Source organism: Flavobacterium sp. FG139, from assembly GCF_057809695.1.
On the sequence record NZ_JBMDKL010000004.1, the window covers coordinates 62,478 to 81,306 of the forward strand.

The 18,829-nt window shown below is 37.4% G+C and carries 19 protein-coding genes; 1 reads left to right on the forward strand and 18 read right to left on the reverse strand.

The window, feature by feature from the left end; all coding sequences use genetic code 11:
- Positions 1-48: 48 nt before the first annotated feature.
- The 15 genes from ACODSI_RS04585 to ACODSI_RS04655 all read right to left on the reverse strand — a co-directional run bounded on the left by ACODSI_RS04585 (position 49) and on the right by ACODSI_RS04655 (position 15,466).
- A complete protein-coding gene (locus tag ACODSI_RS04585; protein WP_488915669.1) occupies positions 49-1,116 on the reverse strand; it encodes a branched-chain amino acid aminotransferase in 1,068 nt (355 codons plus the stop codon).
- 4 nt (positions 1,117-1,120) lie between these two features.
- Complete coding sequence (locus tag ACODSI_RS04590; protein ID WP_488915670.1) at positions 1,121-2,413, reverse strand: dihydrolipoamide acetyltransferase family protein; 1,293 nt, start codon at positions 2,411-2,413, stop codon at positions 1,121-1,123.
- Positions 2,414-2,511: 98 nt separating this feature from the next.
- Entirely contained in the window at positions 2,512-3,111 is a 600-nt protein-coding gene (locus ACODSI_RS04595; protein WP_488915671.1) for an acyltransferase, read from the reverse strand.
- A gap of 79 nt (positions 3,112-3,190) precedes the next feature.
- A complete protein-coding gene (locus ACODSI_RS04600; protein ID WP_488915672.1) occupies positions 3,191-3,943 on the reverse strand; it encodes an enoyl-CoA hydratase/isomerase family protein in 753 nt (250 codons plus the stop codon).
- A 239-nt stretch (positions 3,944-4,182) separates the two neighbouring features.
- Positions 4,183-6,678 (reverse strand): phenylacetic acid degradation bifunctional protein PaaZ, encoded by a 2,496-nt coding sequence (gene paaZ / locus ACODSI_RS04605; RefSeq protein WP_488915673.1) that lies wholly within the window; start codon positions 6,676-6,678, stop codon positions 4,183-4,185.
- A 54-nt stretch (positions 6,679-6,732) separates the two neighbouring features.
- On the reverse strand, positions 6,733-7,935 hold the full coding sequence (gene pcaF / locus ACODSI_RS04610) for a 3-oxoadipyl-CoA thiolase (RefSeq protein ID WP_488915674.1): 1,203 nt from the start codon (positions 7,933-7,935) through the stop codon (positions 6,733-6,735).
- Between the two features lie 235 nt (positions 7,936-8,170).
- Positions 8,171-8,578, reverse strand: coding sequence for a PaaI family thioesterase (locus ACODSI_RS04615; protein WP_488915675.1), 408 nt, complete (start codon positions 8,576-8,578; stop codon positions 8,171-8,173).
- Between the two features lie 76 nt (positions 8,579-8,654).
- Positions 8,655-9,803: a 3-hydroxyacyl-CoA dehydrogenase NAD-binding domain-containing protein gene (locus ACODSI_RS04620; RefSeq protein ID WP_488915676.1), complete on the reverse strand. Its 1,149-nt coding sequence runs from the start codon at positions 9,801-9,803 to the stop codon at positions 8,655-8,657.
- A 61-nt stretch (positions 9,804-9,864) separates the two neighbouring features.
- Positions 9,865-10,647, reverse strand: coding sequence for an enoyl-CoA hydratase-related protein (locus tag ACODSI_RS04625; RefSeq protein WP_488915677.1), 783 nt, complete (start codon positions 10,645-10,647; stop codon positions 9,865-9,867).
- A 63-nt stretch (positions 10,648-10,710) separates the two neighbouring features.
- Positions 10,711-11,211 carry a 1,2-phenylacetyl-CoA epoxidase subunit PaaD gene (paaD, locus tag ACODSI_RS04630; RefSeq protein ID WP_488915678.1) on the reverse strand — a complete coding sequence of 167 codons (501 nt, stop codon included), beginning with the start codon at positions 11,209-11,211 and terminating at the stop codon, positions 10,711-10,713.
- 90 nt (positions 11,212-11,301) lie between these two features.
- The gene (gene paaC / locus ACODSI_RS04635; RefSeq protein WP_488915679.1) at positions 11,302-12,054 is read right to left on the reverse strand and encodes a 1,2-phenylacetyl-CoA epoxidase subunit PaaC; all 753 of its coding nucleotides are present in this window, start codon (positions 12,052-12,054) and stop codon (positions 11,302-11,304) included.
- A 1-nt stretch (position 12,055) separates the two neighbouring features.
- Entirely contained in the window at positions 12,056-12,340 is a 285-nt protein-coding gene (gene paaB, locus ACODSI_RS04640; RefSeq protein ID WP_313325806.1) for a 1,2-phenylacetyl-CoA epoxidase subunit PaaB, read from the reverse strand.
- Positions 12,341-12,402: 62 nt separating this feature from the next.
- Complete coding sequence (gene paaA, locus ACODSI_RS04645) at positions 12,403-13,359, reverse strand: 1,2-phenylacetyl-CoA epoxidase subunit PaaA (protein WP_488915680.1); 957 nt, start codon at positions 13,357-13,359, stop codon at positions 12,403-12,405.
- 329 nt (positions 13,360-13,688) lie between these two features.
- The gene (gene paaE, locus ACODSI_RS04650; RefSeq protein WP_488915681.1) at positions 13,689-14,762 is read right to left on the reverse strand and encodes a 1,2-phenylacetyl-CoA epoxidase subunit PaaE; all 1,074 of its coding nucleotides are present in this window, start codon (positions 14,760-14,762) and stop codon (positions 13,689-13,691) included.
- 134 nt (positions 14,763-14,896) lie between these two features.
- On the reverse strand, positions 14,897-15,466 hold the full coding sequence (locus ACODSI_RS04655; RefSeq protein ID WP_488915682.1) for a TetR/AcrR family transcriptional regulator: 570 nt from the start codon (positions 15,464-15,466) through the stop codon (positions 14,897-14,899).
- Positions 15,467-15,603: 137 nt separating this feature from the next.
- Here ACODSI_RS04655 and ACODSI_RS04660 point away from each other — a divergent pair, with 137 nt between their 5' ends.
- The gene (locus ACODSI_RS04660; protein WP_488915683.1) at positions 15,604-15,912 is read left to right on the forward strand and encodes a rhodanese-like domain-containing protein; all 309 of its coding nucleotides are present in this window, start codon (positions 15,604-15,606) and stop codon (positions 15,910-15,912) included.
- Here ACODSI_RS04660 and ACODSI_RS04665 read toward each other — a convergent pair whose 3' ends face one another.
- Genes ACODSI_RS04665 through ACODSI_RS04675 form a run of 3 tightly spaced genes read right to left on the reverse strand, consistent with a single transcriptional unit; the run spans position 15,913 to position 18,805 of the window.
- Positions 15,913-16,560: a response regulator transcription factor gene (locus ACODSI_RS04665; protein WP_488915684.1), complete on the reverse strand. Its 648-nt coding sequence runs from the start codon at positions 16,558-16,560 to the stop codon at positions 15,913-15,915. It abuts the gene before it with no gap.
- Positions 16,557-18,497 carry a tetratricopeptide repeat-containing sensor histidine kinase gene (locus tag ACODSI_RS04670; protein ID WP_488915685.1) on the reverse strand — a complete coding sequence of 647 codons (1,941 nt, stop codon included), beginning with the start codon at positions 18,495-18,497 and terminating at the stop codon, positions 16,557-16,559. Before ACODSI_RS04670 ends, ACODSI_RS04665 begins: the two co-directional genes overlap by 4 nt.
- Positions 18,498-18,523: 26 nt before the next feature.
- Positions 18,524-18,805: a hypothetical protein gene (locus tag ACODSI_RS04675; RefSeq protein ID WP_488915686.1), complete on the reverse strand. Its 282-nt coding sequence runs from the start codon at positions 18,803-18,805 to the stop codon at positions 18,524-18,526.
- Positions 18,806-18,829 lie beyond the last annotated feature (24 nt).

The window sequence follows — 18,829 nt, forward strand, 5'->3', positions numbered from 1 at the left end:
AAACCCTTTCTGAGTTTTAAACTCAGAAAGGGTTAAATATTTAATAGTTTATTTTGCTTCTACAATCCAACCAAATTCGTCTTTGATATCTTGACTTTTAATCGCATTCAACGTGTCATTTACCATTACTGAAACTGGATTTTCGGCTGGAAATTTAATCGACAAATCGTTATTCCCAATTTCTTCAACCATAGCAATTCCTACTGCTGTTCCAGTTCCGAAAGCTTCTTCTAAAGTGCCATTTTTGGATGCTTCTATAATTTCAGACATTTTGATTGGTCTTTCGGTTACTTCAAAACCTTTGCTTCTTAACAAATCAATTACGCTCATTCTAGTAATTCCTGATAAAATAGAACCTGTTAAACTTGGCGTGATGAATTTGCCATCAATCTTGAAGAAAATATTCATCGTTCCCACTTCTTGAATGTATTCAAAATCATGTGCGTCTAACCACAACACTTGGTCGTAACCTTTGGCTTTGGCATATTCTGTGGGACGAATGGCTGCGGCATAATTTCCGGCTGCTTTAGCTTCTCCAGTTCCTCCGTTTACGGCTCTAACATATTTTTTCTCAGCATATAATTTAATTTTTCTACTGAAAAATGGTCCGGCAGGCGATGCCATTACGATGAATTTGAAACTTGTAGCCGCACGCATTCCAATAAATGCCTCATCGGCATACATAAACGGACGTAAATACAAGGCGCTTCCAGTGGATGTTGGAATCCAATTTTTCTCTAAAGCAGTAAATTGTTTCAAGGCTTCTACAAATAAAACTGATGGAAACGAAGGCATTCCCATTCGGTCAGCACTAAAATTCATTCGTTTTGCGTTTTCATCTGGACGAAATAATAATGGTGTTCCATCTTTTCCTAAAGTGGCTTTCATCCCTTCAAAAATGGCTTGTCCGTAATGTAAAGCCATCGCAGCAGGATGCGTTGGAATCAAGGCTAATGGCTCAATTCTTGGATTATGCCATTCGCCATTTTCATAATCACAAATGAACATGTGATCGGTAAAATGGGTTCCCATTGTGATGTTTTCAAGATTCACTTCTGAAACTTTTGATTGGGCAACTTGAGTTACTTTTATTGAATGTGTCATTATATCTTCCATAATGTTATATTGTTGTGTTTGTGTCAAATTGTTCTAAATAATCGCCTACTTTTCGTAAGAAAGAACCTCCTAAAAATCCGTCCACTACTCTATGATCGAACGATAAAGAAAGATACATCATGCTTCTGATGGCGATTTCGTCACCTGTTGAAGTGGTAATCACTTCGGGACGTTTTTTGATAATCCCTAATGCTAAAATCGCAACTTCGGGTTGGTTGATGATTGGGGTTCCCATCAAACTTCCAAACGTTCCAACATTGGAAATGGTGAAGGTACTTCCTTGAATTTGCTCTGGTCTTAATTGGTTATTTCTTGAAGCTTCCGCCAAAGTATTTACATCTTTTGCTAAAGCGACTAAATCTTTTTCATTGGCATTTTTCACTACAGGAACGATTAAATTTCCTGATGGTAATGCAGTTGCCATTCCGATATTGATATCCTTGTGAACGATAATATTTTTCTCATCCACAGAAACATTTATCATTGGAAAATCGGCTACAGCTTTTGCTACAGCTTGAACGAATACAGGTGTAAACGTCAATTTTTCATTGTGTTTTTCCTGAAATTTGTCTTTGTTCTCGTTTCTCCAATGTACCAAATTCGTCACATCGACTTCAATGTAAGAAGTCACGTGTGGTGATGTTTGCTTCGAATAGACCATGTGATCGGCAATCATCTTGCGCATTCTATCCATTTCTACAATGCGGTCTTTTCCTTCTACAAAATTGATTTTTGGTTTTGGATAAGAAGACGTTGTCGGTTGTCGGTTATCCGTTATCGGTTTTGACTGTATAGGATATTTTCTATTTCTTAAATAATTAAACACATCGCTTTTTTGCAAACGCCCATCCGTTCCTGAACCCGGAATGGTTTGTAATTCTTCAATAGAAAGGTTTTCTTTTTGGGCAATTGAAATGATTAATGGCGAAATGAAAGTGTCAGCATTTTTAGTTTCAAGTTTCAGGTTTCGAATTTCAGGTTGTTGGGTCTGAGCCATTGATGGTATTTCAACTTTATTATCGAAATCTTCTTGCTTCTTGCTTCTTGCTTCTTGAACTCCTTCAGAATCAATCAACGCTAAAACTTCACCGACTTCAACCACGTCGTCTTTCTGAAAACGAATTTCAGTAATCACGCCAGAAATTGGAGAAGGCACATCGTTGTCTACTTTATCGGTAGCAACTTCCACTATCATTTCTTCCGCTTCCACATAATCACCAACGGATTTTAACCAATTGATGATGGTGGCTTCGGTGATGCTTTCGCCCATTTTGGGCATTTTGAATTCTGTTATCATAGCTGTTAGCCATTAGCTGTTAGCCATTAGCACTGGGGCATAGGCTTGCAGCATTTAAATTAATTAATTCTATTTAGCTAAACGCTTATTGCTTATAGCTAATTGCTTTTTCTAAATTCTTCTAATGTTTTATAAAACGCTTCTTGCGTTGGTCGATTGGCTGGAATTTCACGCAATGGTTCAACGGCTTTTAAGGTTTCGTAACATTCTTTTGGTAATTGTTGGTATAATGCGGTTCCTTTAGTTTTCCAATCCATCATTTCATCAGAAACGTCTTTTATAATTGTGGCTGGATTTCCAACTACCATTTTACGGTTGGGTATTTGCATTCCGGCTTTTACGAAACTTAATGCTCCGATAATACATTCATCTCCAACGTTTACGTCATCCATAATTACAGCGTTCATTCCGACCAAACAATTGGCTCCAATATTGGCTCCGTGAATAATCGCTCCATGACCGATGTGCGCTCCGGCCTTCAAAACCATGGTCTTTCCTGGGAACATATGAATCGTACAATTCTCTTGAACGTTACAGCCATCTTCAATAATGATTTCTCCCCAATCGCCACGAATCGCTGCACCTGGACCAACATATACATTTTTTCCAATAATGACATTACCCGTAACCGCGGCTTGCGGATGGATGAAACTACTTTCGTGTATGACTGGGATGAACCCTTTGAATTCGTATATCATATCTTTTTAGATAATAGATGATAGACAGATAGATAATAGATTTTCTGTCTATCATCTCTTCGTCTATTATCTTTTGTCTTTATTTAAATTTCTTCAACGTTTCTTTTGTAAAATCAGACAGCACTAATCTTCCGCTAATAGCGGCTCTTTCGGCTAATAAATTATCCCAGTCTTCTGTTCCTCTCCAAAAAACCTTTTTCATTTCGAGCATGGCTTCTGGATTGTAGGTGCATAAATGTTCGGCGAATTTCTGAACGGCTTCGTCCATTTCTTCAATGGATTCATACACATTGGCAAACAGTCCTTTTTCTTTGGCCCAACTAGCTTCATAGAAAGAATTAGCATCAATAGCAATTTGTGACATGGCTGAAACTCCCATTTTTCTCTCGATGGCTGGTGAGACTACGAATGGTCCGATTCCAACGTTTAATTCTGATAATTTTATAGCAGCGAATTTAGTTGCCATACAATAATCGGTTGACGCTGCTATTCCTACTCCACCACCAACGGTTTTTCCTTGAATGCGTCCGATGATGAATTTTGGACATTTTCTCATTGCGTTGATTACGTTGGCAAATCCTGAGAAAAATACTTTTCCAGTTTCAGCATCGTTGATGGAAATTAGTTCTTGAAAACTCGCTCCTGCACAAAAGGTTCGGTCTCCACCACTTTTAAGGATGATGACTTTTACTTCGTTATTTTTTCCAACTTCTGTTATGGTGTTGGCTAATTGTGCTAGGATGTTGCCTGGTAAGGAATTTTGTTCGGGATGAAAAAACTCGATAGTGGCGATGTTGTCACTAATTGTATAATTTACATATGCTTCATTCATAATTATATACTTTTTACCTGACAGCCACTGGCTGTCCTCCTTTTAATTTCAAATATTTTACGTATGCTTTTGACATAATTATTTTTTTGGACACGGATGACACTGATTTTAGCTGATTTCCGCTGATTTTCTTTTTATTCTCTATTCCTAGCCCTGATAGTAGTGGAAATCCTTTTCTTTTTTTTCTTTAAAAAAAGAAAAGATTGCAACGGATAGCAGGATTAGCTTCAAATTATTATTTACAAAATATTAAATTGTTCAAAATGATGGTTCAAATGCTTTCGTTCTAATAGATAAGAAGCATATTTATTCATTTCTCCGAAAACCATGTTCTTTAGAACGGCTTCAGGATTTTCCTTGAAAAAGGTTTTATATTGTTCTCTTGCTTCAAAAAATTTGGCTTTGGCTGTTTCGAAATCGGGATGAATTAAATCTTCTAATTCGTCTTTTTTCATCGTTGGAAACTTCGTCCCTTTTGGGAATTTGTCATAATTGTATAACGAATTATGCACTTTATCCAAAATCTTTTCGGGTGTTGCAATTTCAAAATCTTGAATTTCACCTGACATGATTTTATACCCTAGCTCCAAATGTTCTAACAAATGTTGAGGCGTTAGAATTCCCCAATTTGGCTTGGTATTTTCTGTTAGTTTGTTCACACATTCAGCAACTTTTTCATCGGTCATCTCTACGAAAACTTCTTGCTTTTTCTGAACCATTGTTAGAATTGTTGCTACTGCTACTAATTCATTTTCGGTATCAAAAACCTCAACAAACCATTTTACGATGCCACTTGGATGTTCCGCTGAAGCTACATCTCTATCGACTTTTTGTTTACACGTTAAACGTACATAAACGGTATCGTTGTGATAAATTGGGCGTAAGAAACGACATTCTTCCAATCCGTAATTTGCCGCAACTGGACCTTTATTTGGGTACACAAACAAACCTGCTGCTGCTGCTAAAATGAAGTAGCCGTGAGCGGTTCTTTTTTTGAAAATACTTCCGTCAAGCGAAGTAATGTCGGTGTGTGCATAGAAATGATCCCAAGTGATATTGGCAAAATTGATGATATCAGTATCGGTAACTGTTCTGTTATGAGTGCGTAATGACATACCGGGTTGGATGTCTTCCCAATGGTATTGGAACGGATGCTGCGTGATTTCTTTATACGCCGAATTCGCTTGATAAATTCCTGTGATTTCGGTTAAAGTTGTTGGCGAACCTTGAATCGCGCAACGTTGCATGTAATGTTTGATTCCGCGAACGCCACCCATTTCTTCTCCGCCACCAGCGCGGCCTGGACCACCATGAACTAATAATGGTAATGGTGAACCGTGACCCGTACTTTGTTTGGCATTTTCACGATTTAGAACTAAAATTCTTCCGTGATGTGATGCGGCATTAACTACATATTCTTTAGCAATTTCATCAGAATTGGTAACGATTGACGATACTAACGAACCTTTACCCATTTGAGCTAACTCAATAGCTTCATCAAGGTTTTTATACGGCATAATCGTTGAAACCGGACCAAAAGCCTCGGTTTCGTGAACGGCTATATTTGCAAACGGATTGTCTTCGCGAAGTACAATAGGACTTACAAAAGCCCCTTTTTCGTCGGCTCCGATGATGTTGGTTTTTTCTAAATTTCCATACACTATTTTGGCTGATTTGGATAATTCTTGAACTCTTCCTTTTAAAACGTCTACTTGGTCTTTACTTACCAAAGCGCCCATTCGGACTTCTTTTAATCTTGGATCACCGATAGCCACTTTGTCTAATGATTTTGAAAGAGCCGATTGAACATCATCCATCAGTTTTTCAGGAACAATCATACGACGGATTGCTGTACATTTTTGTCCCGCTTTTACCGTGATTTCACTACGCGCCTGATTGATGAACAAATCAAATTCAGAAGTTCCTGGAACGGCGTCTTCTCCTAAAATTGAGGCATTCAAACTATCTGCTTCCATGGTAAACGGAACCGATTCTTGAATTAACCTTGGATGTGATTTCAACAATCGACCAGTAGCAGCCGAACCTGTAAATGTGATTACATCTTGGCTTTCCACTGTATCGAAAATGTTTTTGGCTGTTCCTGAAATCAATTGCAATGCGCCTTCCGGCAATATATTAGAGGCGATGATTTCTCGAACCACGGCTTCCGTTAAATAAGCCGTAACTGGAGCTGGCAAAACTACCGCTGGCATTCCCGCCATCCAATTACAAGCACATTTTTCTAACATTCCCCAAATTGGAAAATTAAAAGCGTTGATGTGAATCGCCACTCCTTTTTTCGGAACTAAAATATGATGCGCCATAAATCGACCGCCTTTCGACAAATCGATGGGGTCGCCTTCCACATGATACGCTTGGTTTGGGAATAATTTTCGCAACGACGCATTAGCATATAAGTTTCCGAAACCACCTTCGATATCAATCCACGAATCGATACGAGTAGCACCAGTTCGGTAACTGATTTCGTAAAAAGCTTCTTTGCGTTTGGTCAAATACATCGCCAAACTTTTAATCATATTACCGCGTTCTTGGAAAGTCATTTTGCGCAATTTTTCACCGCCTTTTGTTCTTCCATAATGCAAAATGGCAGGAATATCTAATCCTTCAACAGAGGTTTCTGCGATGAATTCGCCCGTAACCGCATCGTAAGAGGGTTTCCCATCTCCAGTTGCAGACGTCCATTTTCCTTGTACGTAATGTTGTGTTTTGTTCATGTTATATTTTTTAACCGCGAAGAACGCTAAGGTTTACGCTAGGTTCGCTAAGTTTTATACTCTTTCTATGATTGCGGCATAGCCTTGTCCAACACCGATGCACATTGTGATTAATGCATATCGTTTTCCTGTTAATTGTAATTCTAATGCTGCTGAATACGCGATTCTTGCACCGGTTACTCCTAATGGATGACCAATTGCGATGGCGCCACCATTCGGATTTATTCTTGGATCGTTATCTTGTAATCCTAATTCGCGGATACAAGCAATACTTTGTGCTGCAAAAGCCTCGTTTAATTCGATTATGTCGATTTGGTCTAAGGTTAAACCTGCTTTTGCTAATGCTTTTTTGGTTGCTTCTACCGGACCAATTCCCATAATTCTGGGTTCTACTCCTACCACCGATGAACTTACAATTCGAGCTAATGGTTTTAAATTGTATTTTTTAACAGCTTCTTCTGATGCAATTATTGTTGCGCAAGCGCCGTCATTTAAACCTGAGGCGTTTCCTGCTGTTACACTTCCGTCTTTTTTGAAAGCTGGACGTAATTTTGACAAACCTTCCATTGATGTGCTTGGTTTGATGAATTCATCTTTTGAAAATTGAATCGCATCGCCTTTTCGTTGTGGAATTTCAACCGTAACTATTTCTTTGGCTAATCTTCCAGAAGTTTGTGCTGCAGTTGCTTTTTGTTGGCTATGTAAAGAAAACGAATCCTGATCTTCACGAGTAATATTGTATTTTTCTACAAGATTTTCTGCAGTTTCACCCATCGCATCTGTGCCGTACATGGCATGTAGTTTTGGATTTATGAAACGCCAGCCAAAGCTCGAATCATACATTTTAGAATCGGTTCCATACGCTGATGATGGTTTGGAAACTACTAATGGTCCGCGGGTCATGTTTTCGATTCCGCCTGCTATAAAAACGTGTCCGTCACCAGCTTTTATAGCGCGATTAGCACCAATAATAGCTGATAATCCTGAACTACAAAGACGGTTGACCGTTTCGCCGGGAACTGTATATGGTAATCCTGCCAATAAAAGTGACATTCTTGCTACATTACGATTGTCTTCACCAGCTTGATTGGCACAACCCATGATGACGTCGTCGTAGGCATCAGTTGGGATGTTTGGATTTTTTTCTACTACGGATTTGATGACCAAAGCTCCTAAATCATCTGGGCGAACCGATGCTAGTGTACCTTGGTAACTTCCGATTGGAGTTCGTACTCCGTCTATGATGTATGCTTCCATTTTCAGATTGCAGATTTTAGATTTCAGATTTTAGATTTCAGATTTCAGATTTCAGATTTAAAATTCTTGAAAATGACATCTATTTATATTTCTTATTTATTTTATTTTCTAATCAATTCACTTCCTTTATAGCCCCGATTGGAGCGGCACCTTGTAGAGCGGAAAGCGGGAACATGGATTGCTAAAATGCCCGAGCCATTCGCTTCTGACTTCGACAAACTCAGCCTGACAAATTTCACTCCTCCCAATCTTTTTGGGTGCGATAGACAACGCCTTTGAAAAGTGCTACCAATTCGTCGCCTCGTTTTACTTCTATAATATTGAATCCTAGTTTGTTATTTACTTTTTCTATTACTGATTCGGCGGTTAGATAATCACCTTCATTGACTGCTTCAATGTGATTTATTGAGGTCTCGATGGAAACTGAAAATTTACCGTGCGTGTTGGCTGCGAATCCGAAAGCGGTGTCGGCTAACGAATAGGTGATTCCTCCGTGGGCTTTGAACATACTGTTGAGCATTTCTTTGCGAACCGTCATCGCTACTTTGCAACGACCGATTTCGCACTCGAGAATCTCGATGCCTAACCATTGGCTGTAGGCGTCTTGAGACAACATTTTATATGGTATTTTGGTTCCTTTCATTTGTTTTTTTTAACCGCAAAGAGCGCAGAGCCCTTCGACAAGCTCAGGGTGACAACGCTAGGTTCGCTAAGTTTATTTAGTAAAAATTTTTATTCTCTTTAGACATTCTACGCAAAATTGGGCTGCATCGGTATCTATCTTCGTGGTATTCGTTGTATAATTCGTCTAGTTTTTCTATGCACCAATTGATTCCGAGTTCGTCTGCCCAAGCGAGTAATCCTTTTGGGTAATTGACTCCTTTGGTCATGGCGTTGTCGATGTCTTTGGCTGATGCGATATTTAAAAATAACGTGTCAGCTGCTTCGTTGATTAGCATTACAATTACTCTTTCGAAAATGGTTTTTGCTAAAACAGTATCTTCTGTTGGTAATGGTAATTCTTGATTGTAATTGTAAAAACCTCGTCCTGATTTTCTTCCGAGAAATCCTGCTTCCAAAAGGCGTTTTTGTGTGAATGATGGTTTGAATTTTGGGTCAAAATAGAAGGCTGTGAATACGGTTTCGGTTACCACATAATTGACATCGTGACCGATCATATCCATTAATTCGAAAGGTCCCATTCGGAAACCACCAATGGTTTTTAAAGCCCAATCGATGGTGGCAAAATCGGCTACTCCTTCATCGTAAATTCGTAAACTTTCGCTGTAAAAAGGTCGTGCAACACGGTTTACTATAAACCCTGGAGTGTCTTTGGCAACAGCTACTACTTTCTTCCAATCGGAGATAATTTGTACTGATTTTTGCAACACTTCTTCGCTAGTTTGCACTGCTGGAATCACCTCAACCAGCTGCATTAATGGCGCTGGATTAAAAAAGTGAATTCCAATGACGCGTTCTGGTTTTTGACAAGAAGCTGCAATGGAAGCTATTGATAGTGATGATGTGTTGGATGCGAGTATTGTGTTTTCTGAAACTAGAGTTTCGAGTTCTGAAAATACCTTTCGCTTGACTTCGAGATTTTCTACGATGGCTTCGATGACTAAATCGGAATCGGACAAATCTTTTAAAGTGTTGACATAAGAAATATTATTTTGGATTCGGGATTTTTCGGTGGCATCAATTTTTTCTTTTTCGACTAATTTTGATAACGTGATTTCAAGAGCATTTTTACTTTTGGTTAACGCATCTTGATTCAAATCGAAAAGTTTTACGACACAACCCGAAGTTGCGGCTACCTGCGCGATGCCGCTTCCCATGGTTCCTGAACCTATTATGGCTACATTCATTACTACTACTTTTAACCGCAAAGAGCGCAAGGATTTACGCTTAGTTCGCTAAGTTGATTATTTAATTTCCTTTGAACTCTGGTCTTCTTTTTTCAACAAAAGCGGTTACACCTTCTTTGTAATCGTTGGAGGAACTCGCTTCGATTTGTAAATCGCTTTCCAATGCTAATTGTTGTTCCAGATTATTAGTCATGGATTGGTTTAATAATCTTTTGGTTAAACCTAACGCTTTGGTTGGCATTTGTGCTAAATTTTCGGCGATTGTTTTTACTTCTTCCTCAAATGTAGCTACTGGGTATAATTTATAAATCATTCCAATACTCAAAGCTTCTGGTGCAGAGACTTTATCGCCCAACATCATTAATGCCGATGCTTTTTGAAAACCGATTAATCGTGGTAAAAAGAAAGTCCCAGCACTATCAGGAACCAATCCAATTTTACTAAACGCTTGTATAAAACTAGCGTGTTCTGAGGCAATAACGATATCACATGCTAAAGCGATGTTGGCTCCTGCTCCTGCGGCTACTCCATTTACGGCTGCAATGACTGGTTTTTCAATCGTTCTAATTTTTTGGATTATTGGATTGTAGTGTTCTTCCAATATTTTTCTGAAACCCGGATTCAATTCTGGGTCGGTTACTTCTTTTAGGTCTTGCCCAGCACAAAATGCTTTTCCACTTCCAGTTAGCACGATGGCACGGATGGCTTGATTGTTATTGCATTCGTCTAACTTGTCTTGCAATGACAACGCCATTTCTCTGTTGAAACTATTGAAAACTTCGGGTCTGTTGAGTAAAATCCACGCCACATTGTTTTCAATTTTTAATTCAATTGAATTGCTCATACCTATATTTTATTTCTCGCAAAGTCTCGGTGCCACAAGGACTATTTTACCGTTAATTGCAAATTATTTTAAACATTTAAAATAGTCGAATGGTTCTAAGCAATCATCGCATTGAAATAATGCTTTGCAAGCTGTGGAACCAAATTGACTTACTAACTTTGTGTTCAATGAACCACATTGTGGACATTTTACTAACTTTTTATTTCCAAGAAGCACTTCTTTATCAGCTGATTCTGATAAAGGTGAAGCAATTCCGTATTTTTCTAATGCTACTCTGCCTTTTGGTGTAATCCAATCGGTTGTCCATGCTGGCGAGAGGATTAATTCTACTTTGGCTTCAAAGCCTTTTTGTTGGAATGCTAATTTGATATCATCACCAATTACATCCATTGCTGGGCAACCGCTGTAGGTTGGAGTGATTTGAACTTCTACAATTCCGTTTATTAGTTTAGCAGAACGCACGACACCCATTTCCATTATTGACAATACTGGAATTTCAGGATCGGAAACCGAATCTAAAATTTCGAATAGTTTTGGGTCAATATGTGTTAATTGTTCTGTCATTTATTTTACCGCAAAGAGCGCAAGGTTTCTACGCTAAGTTCGCAATGATAATTTATTAGTAAAGATTCTTAAGGGCTAGATTTTACTTTTTTACCAAGTCATATTTGGATACGTGCGTTGCATGTACTGTAATTCAGTTAGAATGAAGCCCATGTGTTCGCTGTGTATACCTAGTTTTCCTCCTTTTTGGAAATATTCAATAGTAGGTGTTTGCAATGTAGCTTCTTCTAAAACACTGCTTACTTTTTTGTAATAATTAGCTTTCAAAAGTGTCACATCTACTCCTATTCCTCCCGCTACCATAGCTTTATCGGCATCGGTTTGGTGGAAAAGTTCCTCGGTAAAAATCCATAAATCGTTGATTGCAGCTTGGATTTTATTATGGCTTTCTTCGGTTCCATCTCCTAATCTTTTGATCCAATCGGAAGAAAAACGAGTATGATACGAAACCTCTTTGATACTTTTTTTGGCAATAGCTGATACCGTTTCGTCTTTGCTATTTTGCAATTCTTCTAACATTAATAAATGATACACATCAAATAAAAATTGTCTAGCAATAGAATATCCAAAATCTTGATTGGGTTGTTCGACCAACAAAACGTTTTTATAGTCTCTTTCTTTTCTTAGAAATGCAATAGTATCTTCTGTAGCTTCGCCTCCGATTAATTTGGCTGCATATTGATAATAACTTCGTACTTGTCCGAATAAATCTAGAGAAATATTCGTCATGGCAATATCGGTTTCTAAACTTGGACCGTGACCGCAAAGTTCACCAAGACGTTGTCCTAAAATTAAAGAATTATCCGCAATTCCGAAGATGTATTGTACTAAATTGTTGTTCATCTTACATGTGTTTTAATTCGTCAGGCAATTCATAGAATGTTGGATGACGGTAAGCTTTGTCTTTTGCGGGTTCGAAAAGTTCGGCGCTGTCGTCTGGATTTGATGCTGTGATTTGTGCTGATGGCACCACCCAAATGCTGACGCCTTCCATACGTCGTGTGTAAACATCGCGTGCGTTTTCTAATGCCATAGTGGCATCGCTTGCGTGTAAACTTCCGCAGTGGCGGTGTTCCAATCCATTTTTACTTCTTATAAATACTTCCCAAAGTGGCCAATTCTTCATAATTATGAATTTTAAATTATGAATTATGAATTAGAAAAAATTCGTAATTGATAATTCGTAATTGATTATATTGCTTGTTTTACTTCTTTATTTGCTTGTTTTTCAGCATAAGCCATAGCAGCATCACGCACCCATTTGCCATTATCCCAGGCATTTTTACGAGCAGCGATTCGTTCTTTATTGCATGGTCCGTGGCCTTTTACTACTTGCCAAAATTCATCCCAATCTAATTCTCCAAATTCGTAATGTTTGGTTTCTTCATTAAATTTTAATGTTGGATCTGGAATAGTAAGTCCAATCATGTGAGCTTGTGGAACGGTTTGATCTACAAACTGTTGACGCAATTCGTCGTTGGTTTTACGTTTCAGTTTCCATTTCATAGATTGTTCCGTATGTACTGATGCATCATCAGTTGGACCTAACATCATTAAGGCTGGAAACCACCAACGATTTAAAGCGTCTTGGGCCATTTCTTTTTGTTCTGGAGTTCCTTCGGCAAGTGTCATCATGATTTGAAACCCTTGTCGCTGGTGAAAACTTTCTTCTTTACAAACACGAACCATAGCACGAGCATAAGGTCCGAATGACGTAGTAGTTAAAGGCACTTGATTGATGATAGCAGCACCATCAACTAACCAACCGATTGCTCCCATATCAGCCCAAGTAAGTGTTGGATAATTGAAAATACTGGAATATTTTGCTTTACCAGAATGCAATTGGTCGTACAATTCTTCACGAGAAACTCCGAGAGTTTCACAAGCAGAATATAAGTACAAACCATGTCCTGCTTCGTCTTGAATTTTAGCCAACAAGGCTACCTTTCTTTTCAGCGAAGGCGCACGAGTAATCCAATTTCCTTCTGGCAACATACCAACAATTTCGGAATGTGCATGTTGGGAAATTTGACGGATGTGCGTTTGACGGTACTTTTCAGGCATCCAATCTTTGGGTTCAATTTTTTCGTCACGAGCGATTCGTGCGTCGAAAATTGCTTCTAGGTTTTTTACTTCGTGTTCTGACATAATTTTTTTGAATTAGTGTTCAGTGTTCAGTCGCCGTAATACTTTACTTTGCAGTAACTTTGAACGATTATTGTTTTATTTTTTTGCCACAGATTTGACAGATTAATCAGATTTTAACTGATTTTTTTACCGCAAATTACTTTGTCTGTTCGACCTTTGGTCTCGGGTCGCTTATTATATTTCTAATTTTATTCAATTCGGTTGCTTTCTAGCCCTGATTGGAGGGAAAAGCCTCGCTTCTTTAGCGAGCTTTGGAAGGAAAGCAGGAATATGGATTACTGATATATCCCGAGCCATTTGCTCCTGACTTCGACAAGCTAAGTCTGAAATTAAACACCAAAATCGACTACTACTTTTTCTGAGGTTGGCACGGCTTGACAGCTTAACACCAATCCTTTTTCCACCTCGTTTTCATCGAGTGCATAATTGATTTTCATTTCGACGGTTCCTGAAACCACTTTGCACTTGCAGGTACTACAAACCCCACCTTTGCAAGCGAATGGCAAATCGGCACCAGCAGCTAATGCGCCATCGAGAATGTTGTCAAAATCGTCGTCCATAATGAAATGGAATTCTTTTCCGCCGTCGATGATGGTTACTTCGGTTCCTTCTACTTTTTTCTCGGCTATTTTAGCCATTCGGGCTTTGTCTTCGTCTGTAATTCCCGAAGTAAACAACTCGTAATGGATGTTGTTTTTATCTAAACCAGCGGCAACTAATTCATCGCGGATTAAGAATATCATTTGTTCTGGGCCGCAAATAAAACATTCGTCGGTTGACGGAATATCGATGATATTTTGGGTCAAGATTTGTAATTTTTCTTGTGTAAATCGTCCATTCAACAGCTCGATACTTCTATGTTCTTTGGTTAAGAAATGGAAGATTTCAAAACGGTCGAAGTAGGTATTTTTTAATTGTTCAATTTCTTCTTTAAAGATAATTGATTTTACGCTTCTATTTAAATAAAACAGCTTAAATGTGCTTTTAGGCTCTTTTGCCAAATGGGTTTTAATGATAGAAAGAATGGGTGTGATGCCACTTCCAGCAGCAAATGCAATATAATTTTTGGCTGTTGTTGGGTTCTCTTCCACATTGAACTTTCCACTAGGTTCCATGAGTTCAATGGTATCGCCTTTTTTGGCGGTTTCGTTTATGAATGTAGAGAACAATCCGCCATTAATTTTTTTTACAGCAACTTGCCATTTATTTTCAATTGGCGAAGAACACAACGAGTAGGAACGGCGAATTTCCTGACCATCAATTGACGCTTTTAAGGTAAGATGTTGTCCGGGTTTGTATTGAAAATCTGGTTTTAAAACCTCTGGAATATCGAACGTGATTACCGAACAATCTTTGGTTTCTTTATAAATATCGGCAATTTTTATGCTGTGAAATTTTGACATAACCACTAAATAATTTTTAACTAACACTTGTTAGTTTGTCATGCAAATTTAGTGATTTTTTTAATATGTTACGAAAACGATTGAAAAAAAGAACCCTGTCGGAGTTTTGAACTCGGACAGGGTTCTCATAAATATCAAACAATGCCACTAAGTAATACTTGAATCATGTTTGCTTTGAGCACTTCTGGTTTGATATTTTTCTTCTTTCCGTACCAAATATAAAGTGTCCTTAGTGTTGAAAGTGTTGAAAAGATAATCACTTCGATGTTCAAGTTTTTTATATCGCCGTTGGCAATTCCGTATTTAATTATTTCTCGAAAACTTTCTTCATAATCGTTTCGCATTTTTATAAAATACGTCAAATCATTGTCGGTGAGATGCATCCAATCGTTATTTAGGCAAGCTAGCGCATCAGAATTTCTAAGTGTTATATCAATATGAAGTTGAATAACGCGTTCAATCTTTTGAATAGTCGTATCGTTAGAAGCTAAGATTTCTTCTATCACAGAAGTAAATTCTTCGGCAATTTCTATAATAATTAAAACGAGAATCTCTTGTTTGGATTTGATGTGATTGTACAAACTTGCTGCCTTGATGTCCATAGCTTGGGCAATATCCCGCATGGTCACAGCACTGTATCCCTTTTCTTTAAAAAGTTTGGCAGATACATTTACAATTTCGGTTTTTCTGTCTATAATCTTCATCGTTGCCAAATATATAGAATATTTTTAGTTGGGTAACTTTTGTTACAAATTTGTGTAATGGATAGTTTTACATTTGCTTTGTAATTGTGCTTCAGCACACCGATTTAATAAATGATAGAAATTTTAAAGCTATAAATATGGGATTATTAAGTATGTTAGGATTAGGTGGAAAATCGGAAAGTGTAAAAGATTTTATCGATAAAGGTGCCGTTATTATTGATGTGAGAACTCCTGCAGAATACCAAAATGGTCACATTAAAGGTTCTAAAAACATTCCTCTAAATACCCTTTCATCAAAAATAAATGAGATTGTGAAATTAAACAAACCTGTAATTGCTTGTTGTGCCAGTGGTATGCGAAGCGCACAAGCAACATCCATTTTAAAAAGCAATGGCATTGAAGCTATGAATGGCGGTGGTTGGAGTAGTTTGGCGGCTAAGTTGTAATTAAATCAACTTGTTGGTTTTTGCTTTTTGAATAGCTTCCAATTTATTATGCACCTGAAGTTTGGTATAAATATTTTCTACATGCTTTCGAATGGTTCCTGCCGATAGAAATAAATTATCGGCAATGGCATTGTACTTCAATCCTTTGCTGAGTTGCTCTAAAACTTCAATTTCTCGTGTGGTTAAAACAATATCTTCACACGGAATGGCATCGTCAAAAATTACTGGTTCCCGTAGCAGTTTTAGGGTTTTTAAAGCTATGGATGGCGTCATGGCAGCACCACCGTTTAAGGTTTCGACGATAGCATTGTGCAATTCGTCGGGGTTAATTTCTTTCAGCAAATAGCCATCAGCACCGGCTTTAATCGATTTGAAAATGTTTTCATCATTATCAAAAACCGTGAGCATGATGATTTTGATTTGAGGATATCGGTTCTTGACGGCTTCTGTCGCTTCGATTCCATTCATTTTAGGCATTTCAATATCCATTAAAATGAGATCGAGATTGTGATTCTTTTCTAATTTCTGCAATAAATCTACACCGTCATTGGCTTTGAATTTTAATTCAATTTCTTCAAAAAAAGAAAGCTTGTCTTGCACTGTTTTTTGCAAAAACGGATTATCATCAACAATGGCTAGCTTAATCATACCGATTGATTTTGGGTTAATAGAATGGTTATGGTAGTGCCTTTTTGTAATTCTGATTCGATTTTACAGCTCCCATTCACTTCTTCGATTCGCTTTTTCATATTGTAGAGTCCATTTCCGAAATCGGTGTTTTCTACATCAAACCCTTTCCCATTATCGTGAATGGTAATTTGTATTTGATTTTTATCTTTTTTTACCACCACTTCAATGTCTTTGGCTTCAGAATATTTGATGGCATTATTAACCGCTTCTTGAATGGTTCGGTACAAATTAATTCCGATTACTGATGAAAACGTAAGCGATTTCAATTGGTCATCAATCCCGAATTTGAAATTAATATCGTCTTTGGCTGATTTGGCTTTTTCGATAAAATTCAAAATTCGAGCATACAAATCTTCAATCTTAAACTCGGAATTGTTCATTGCCCAAATGGTATCGCGCAACTCAATGATAGTCGATTTGGTAAAATCGCTAATTTTGGTCAATTGATTGTTGATTTTGCTATCGGTAATTTTATTACCGTATTTTAAATTATCAATAGACGAAATCACAAAGGTTAATTGTGCTCCAATATTATCGTGTAAATCTCTCGAAATGGACAAGCGCTGCTCGTGCAATTTATTTTGAGTTTCTATTTTGGATATGGCCGATTTTAATTCAAATTCTTGTTCTTGTTGTCGGTTTTTCAGACGTTGTTGTCGGTAAATTAAAAACCCTACTAAGGCCACAAAAACGGCTAAAATCGATAGAATTAATATAGTTGTGTTTTTCTTTTTCGCCTCAATTTCTCTCTGAAGCAATTGTTTTTCTTTCTTCTCGGTTTGGTATTTGGCTTCCAACTCTTGACTTTGCTTAACCGCACCAGCATCTAGCAAATTGTCTTTTAAATAAATGTACTTATCTGTGTAAAACGAAACACTATCTGGGCTGTTTAAAAAAGCATTACAGGTGATGAGTAATTTGTAATTTAAGAGTAAATATTCTTTAGAATTTTGTTTTTCAAAAACCCGTTTTAGGTTTACTAAAGTATCGTGGGCTTTGGAAAATTGACGAGCATCAATGAGTTCTTTGGCGACTTTTAATTGGATACTTGACTTATCAATATCTGAATTCAATTCCTCTTCAACCTTGGATGATCTAGCATACAAAGCCAGGGCTTCTTTCGATTTATTTTGCTCTGATTTAATAGCGCCAATATTTCCAAAAGCCACCGAAATTCCTTTGTTATTCCCACTTTCTTGACACGATTTCAACGCTTTGTTGTAGTACTTTAAAGCATTCACTGTATCTTTCATTTTAAGATAAACATTACCAATATTAGTACACGAAACGCACAATCCTTCTGGGTTTTTATTCGCTTCTTCGTAGTTAATTTCGTCGTTTAAATACCCTATCGCTTTGGGATAATTCTTTAATTTGAACAACACCAAACCAATATTTCCTTTTATCGTATTGATGTTTTTTTGATCGTTGATGCTTTCAAAATAGGTTAAGGCATCCAAAAACGACTGCATGGCCAATTTGTATTGAAAAGTTCTTTCGTAAATATTAGCTAAATTATTGTTGATTTTGGCCAACCCTTTAATGTCGTTTCTGGCTTTTCGAATTTTGTAGGCCGTTGTGTAATTCAATTTTGAATTTTGAAAATCACCTTTGGTAAAATATACTGCTCCAACATCGCTATAAACTTGAGCTAACAGAGTGGAATCACCCAATTTTTTGGAACTTTCTAGTGCTTTTTTACCATACACCAAAGCCGAATCAACGGATACTTTTGAATAATACCAGGTTAAATCGGAATAGATGGAAGCGGTTTTTTTAGCATCTGGATTGGTTGCTAATTCTGACTTGAGGTTGTCAATTAATTGTTGCGCATTTTGAGCTTGTGTTGAAAGTGAAAGCAAAAATAAAGTATAAAAAAGTAGTTTTTTCAACATATTGTCAACGATTAATTGCTCTAAAGTTACTTAATATTTTTATTGGAAATGATTTCAACAAACACTTTTTGCAGTTCAACGATGGTTTCACCTAGTGTTTTCATATCATTCTTGTGCGTTGTACTATAGGCTGTTGCAATGGAGACTTTGTCATTGAGCAACAACTGTTTTTCATGAAGCAAGTCAATTACATCTTGAAGTTTGTTCATGTTTTCATCATGCACTTGTTTGATTTGTGCGTTTTGAATCAACAAATACACCATTCCAATCAATAAACACACGATAATTAATACTAAGAAATAAAGCATAAAAAAGTCATTAAATCAACTACA

Bases quoted from the DNA above. Each gene is read 5' to 3' on its own strand.
- ACODSI_RS04585 (WP_488915669.1), bottom strand. From the start codon at position 1,116: ATGGAAGATATAATGACACATTCAATAAAAGTAACTCAAGTTGCCCAA.
- ACODSI_RS04590 (WP_488915670.1), bottom strand. From the start codon at position 2,413: ATGATAACAGAATTCAAAATGCCCAAAATGGGCGAAAGCATCACCGAA.
- ACODSI_RS04595 (WP_488915671.1), bottom strand. From the start codon at position 3,111: ATGATATACGAATTCAAAGGGTTCATCCCAGTCATACACGAAAGTAGT.
- ACODSI_RS04600 (WP_488915672.1), bottom strand. From the start codon at position 3,943: ATGAATGAAGCATATGTAAATTATACAATTAGTGACAACATCGCCACT.
- paaZ (WP_488915673.1), bottom strand. From the start codon at position 6,678: ATGAACAAAACACAACATTACGTACAAGGAAAATGGACGTCTGCAACT.
- pcaF (WP_488915674.1), bottom strand. From the start codon at position 7,935: ATGGAAGCATACATCATAGACGGAGTACGAACTCCAATCGGAAGTTAC.
- ACODSI_RS04615 (WP_488915675.1), bottom strand. From the start codon at position 8,578: ATGAAAGGAACCAAAATACCATATAAAATGTTGTCTCAAGACGCCTAC.
- ACODSI_RS04620 (WP_488915676.1), bottom strand. From the start codon at position 9,803: ATGAATGTAGCCATAATAGGTTCAGGAACCATGGGAAGCGGCATCGCG.
- ACODSI_RS04625 (WP_488915677.1), bottom strand. From the start codon at position 10,647: ATGAGCAATTCAATTGAATTAAAAATTGAAAACAATGTGGCGTGGATT.
- paaD (WP_488915678.1), bottom strand. From the start codon at position 11,211: ATGACAGAACAATTAACACATATTGACCCAAAACTATTCGAAATTTTA.
- paaC (WP_488915679.1), bottom strand. From the start codon at position 12,054: ATGAACAACAATTTAGTACAATACATCTTCGGAATTGCGGATAATTCT.
- paaA (WP_488915680.1), bottom strand. From the start codon at position 13,359: ATGTCAGAACACGAAGTAAAAAACCTAGAAGCAATTTTCGACGCACGA.
- paaE (WP_488915681.1), bottom strand. From the start codon at position 14,762: ATGTCAAAATTTCACAGCATAAAAATTGCCGATATTTATAAAGAAACC.
- ACODSI_RS04655 (WP_488915682.1), bottom strand. From the start codon at position 15,466: ATGAAGATTATAGACAGAAAAACCGAAATTGTAAATGTATCTGCCAAA.
- ACODSI_RS04660 (WP_488915683.1), top strand. From the start codon at position 15,604: ATGGGATTATTAAGTATGTTAGGATTAGGTGGAAAATCGGAAAGTGTA.
- ACODSI_RS04665 (WP_488915684.1), bottom strand. From the start codon at position 16,560: ATGATTAAGCTAGCCATTGTTGATGATAATCCGTTTTTGCAAAAAACA.
- ACODSI_RS04670 (WP_488915685.1), bottom strand. From the start codon at position 18,497: ATGTTGAAAAAACTACTTTTTTATACTTTATTTTTGCTTTCACTTTCA.
- ACODSI_RS04675 (WP_488915686.1), bottom strand. From the start codon at position 18,805: ATGCTTTATTTCTTAGTATTAATTATCGTGTGTTTATTGATTGGAATG.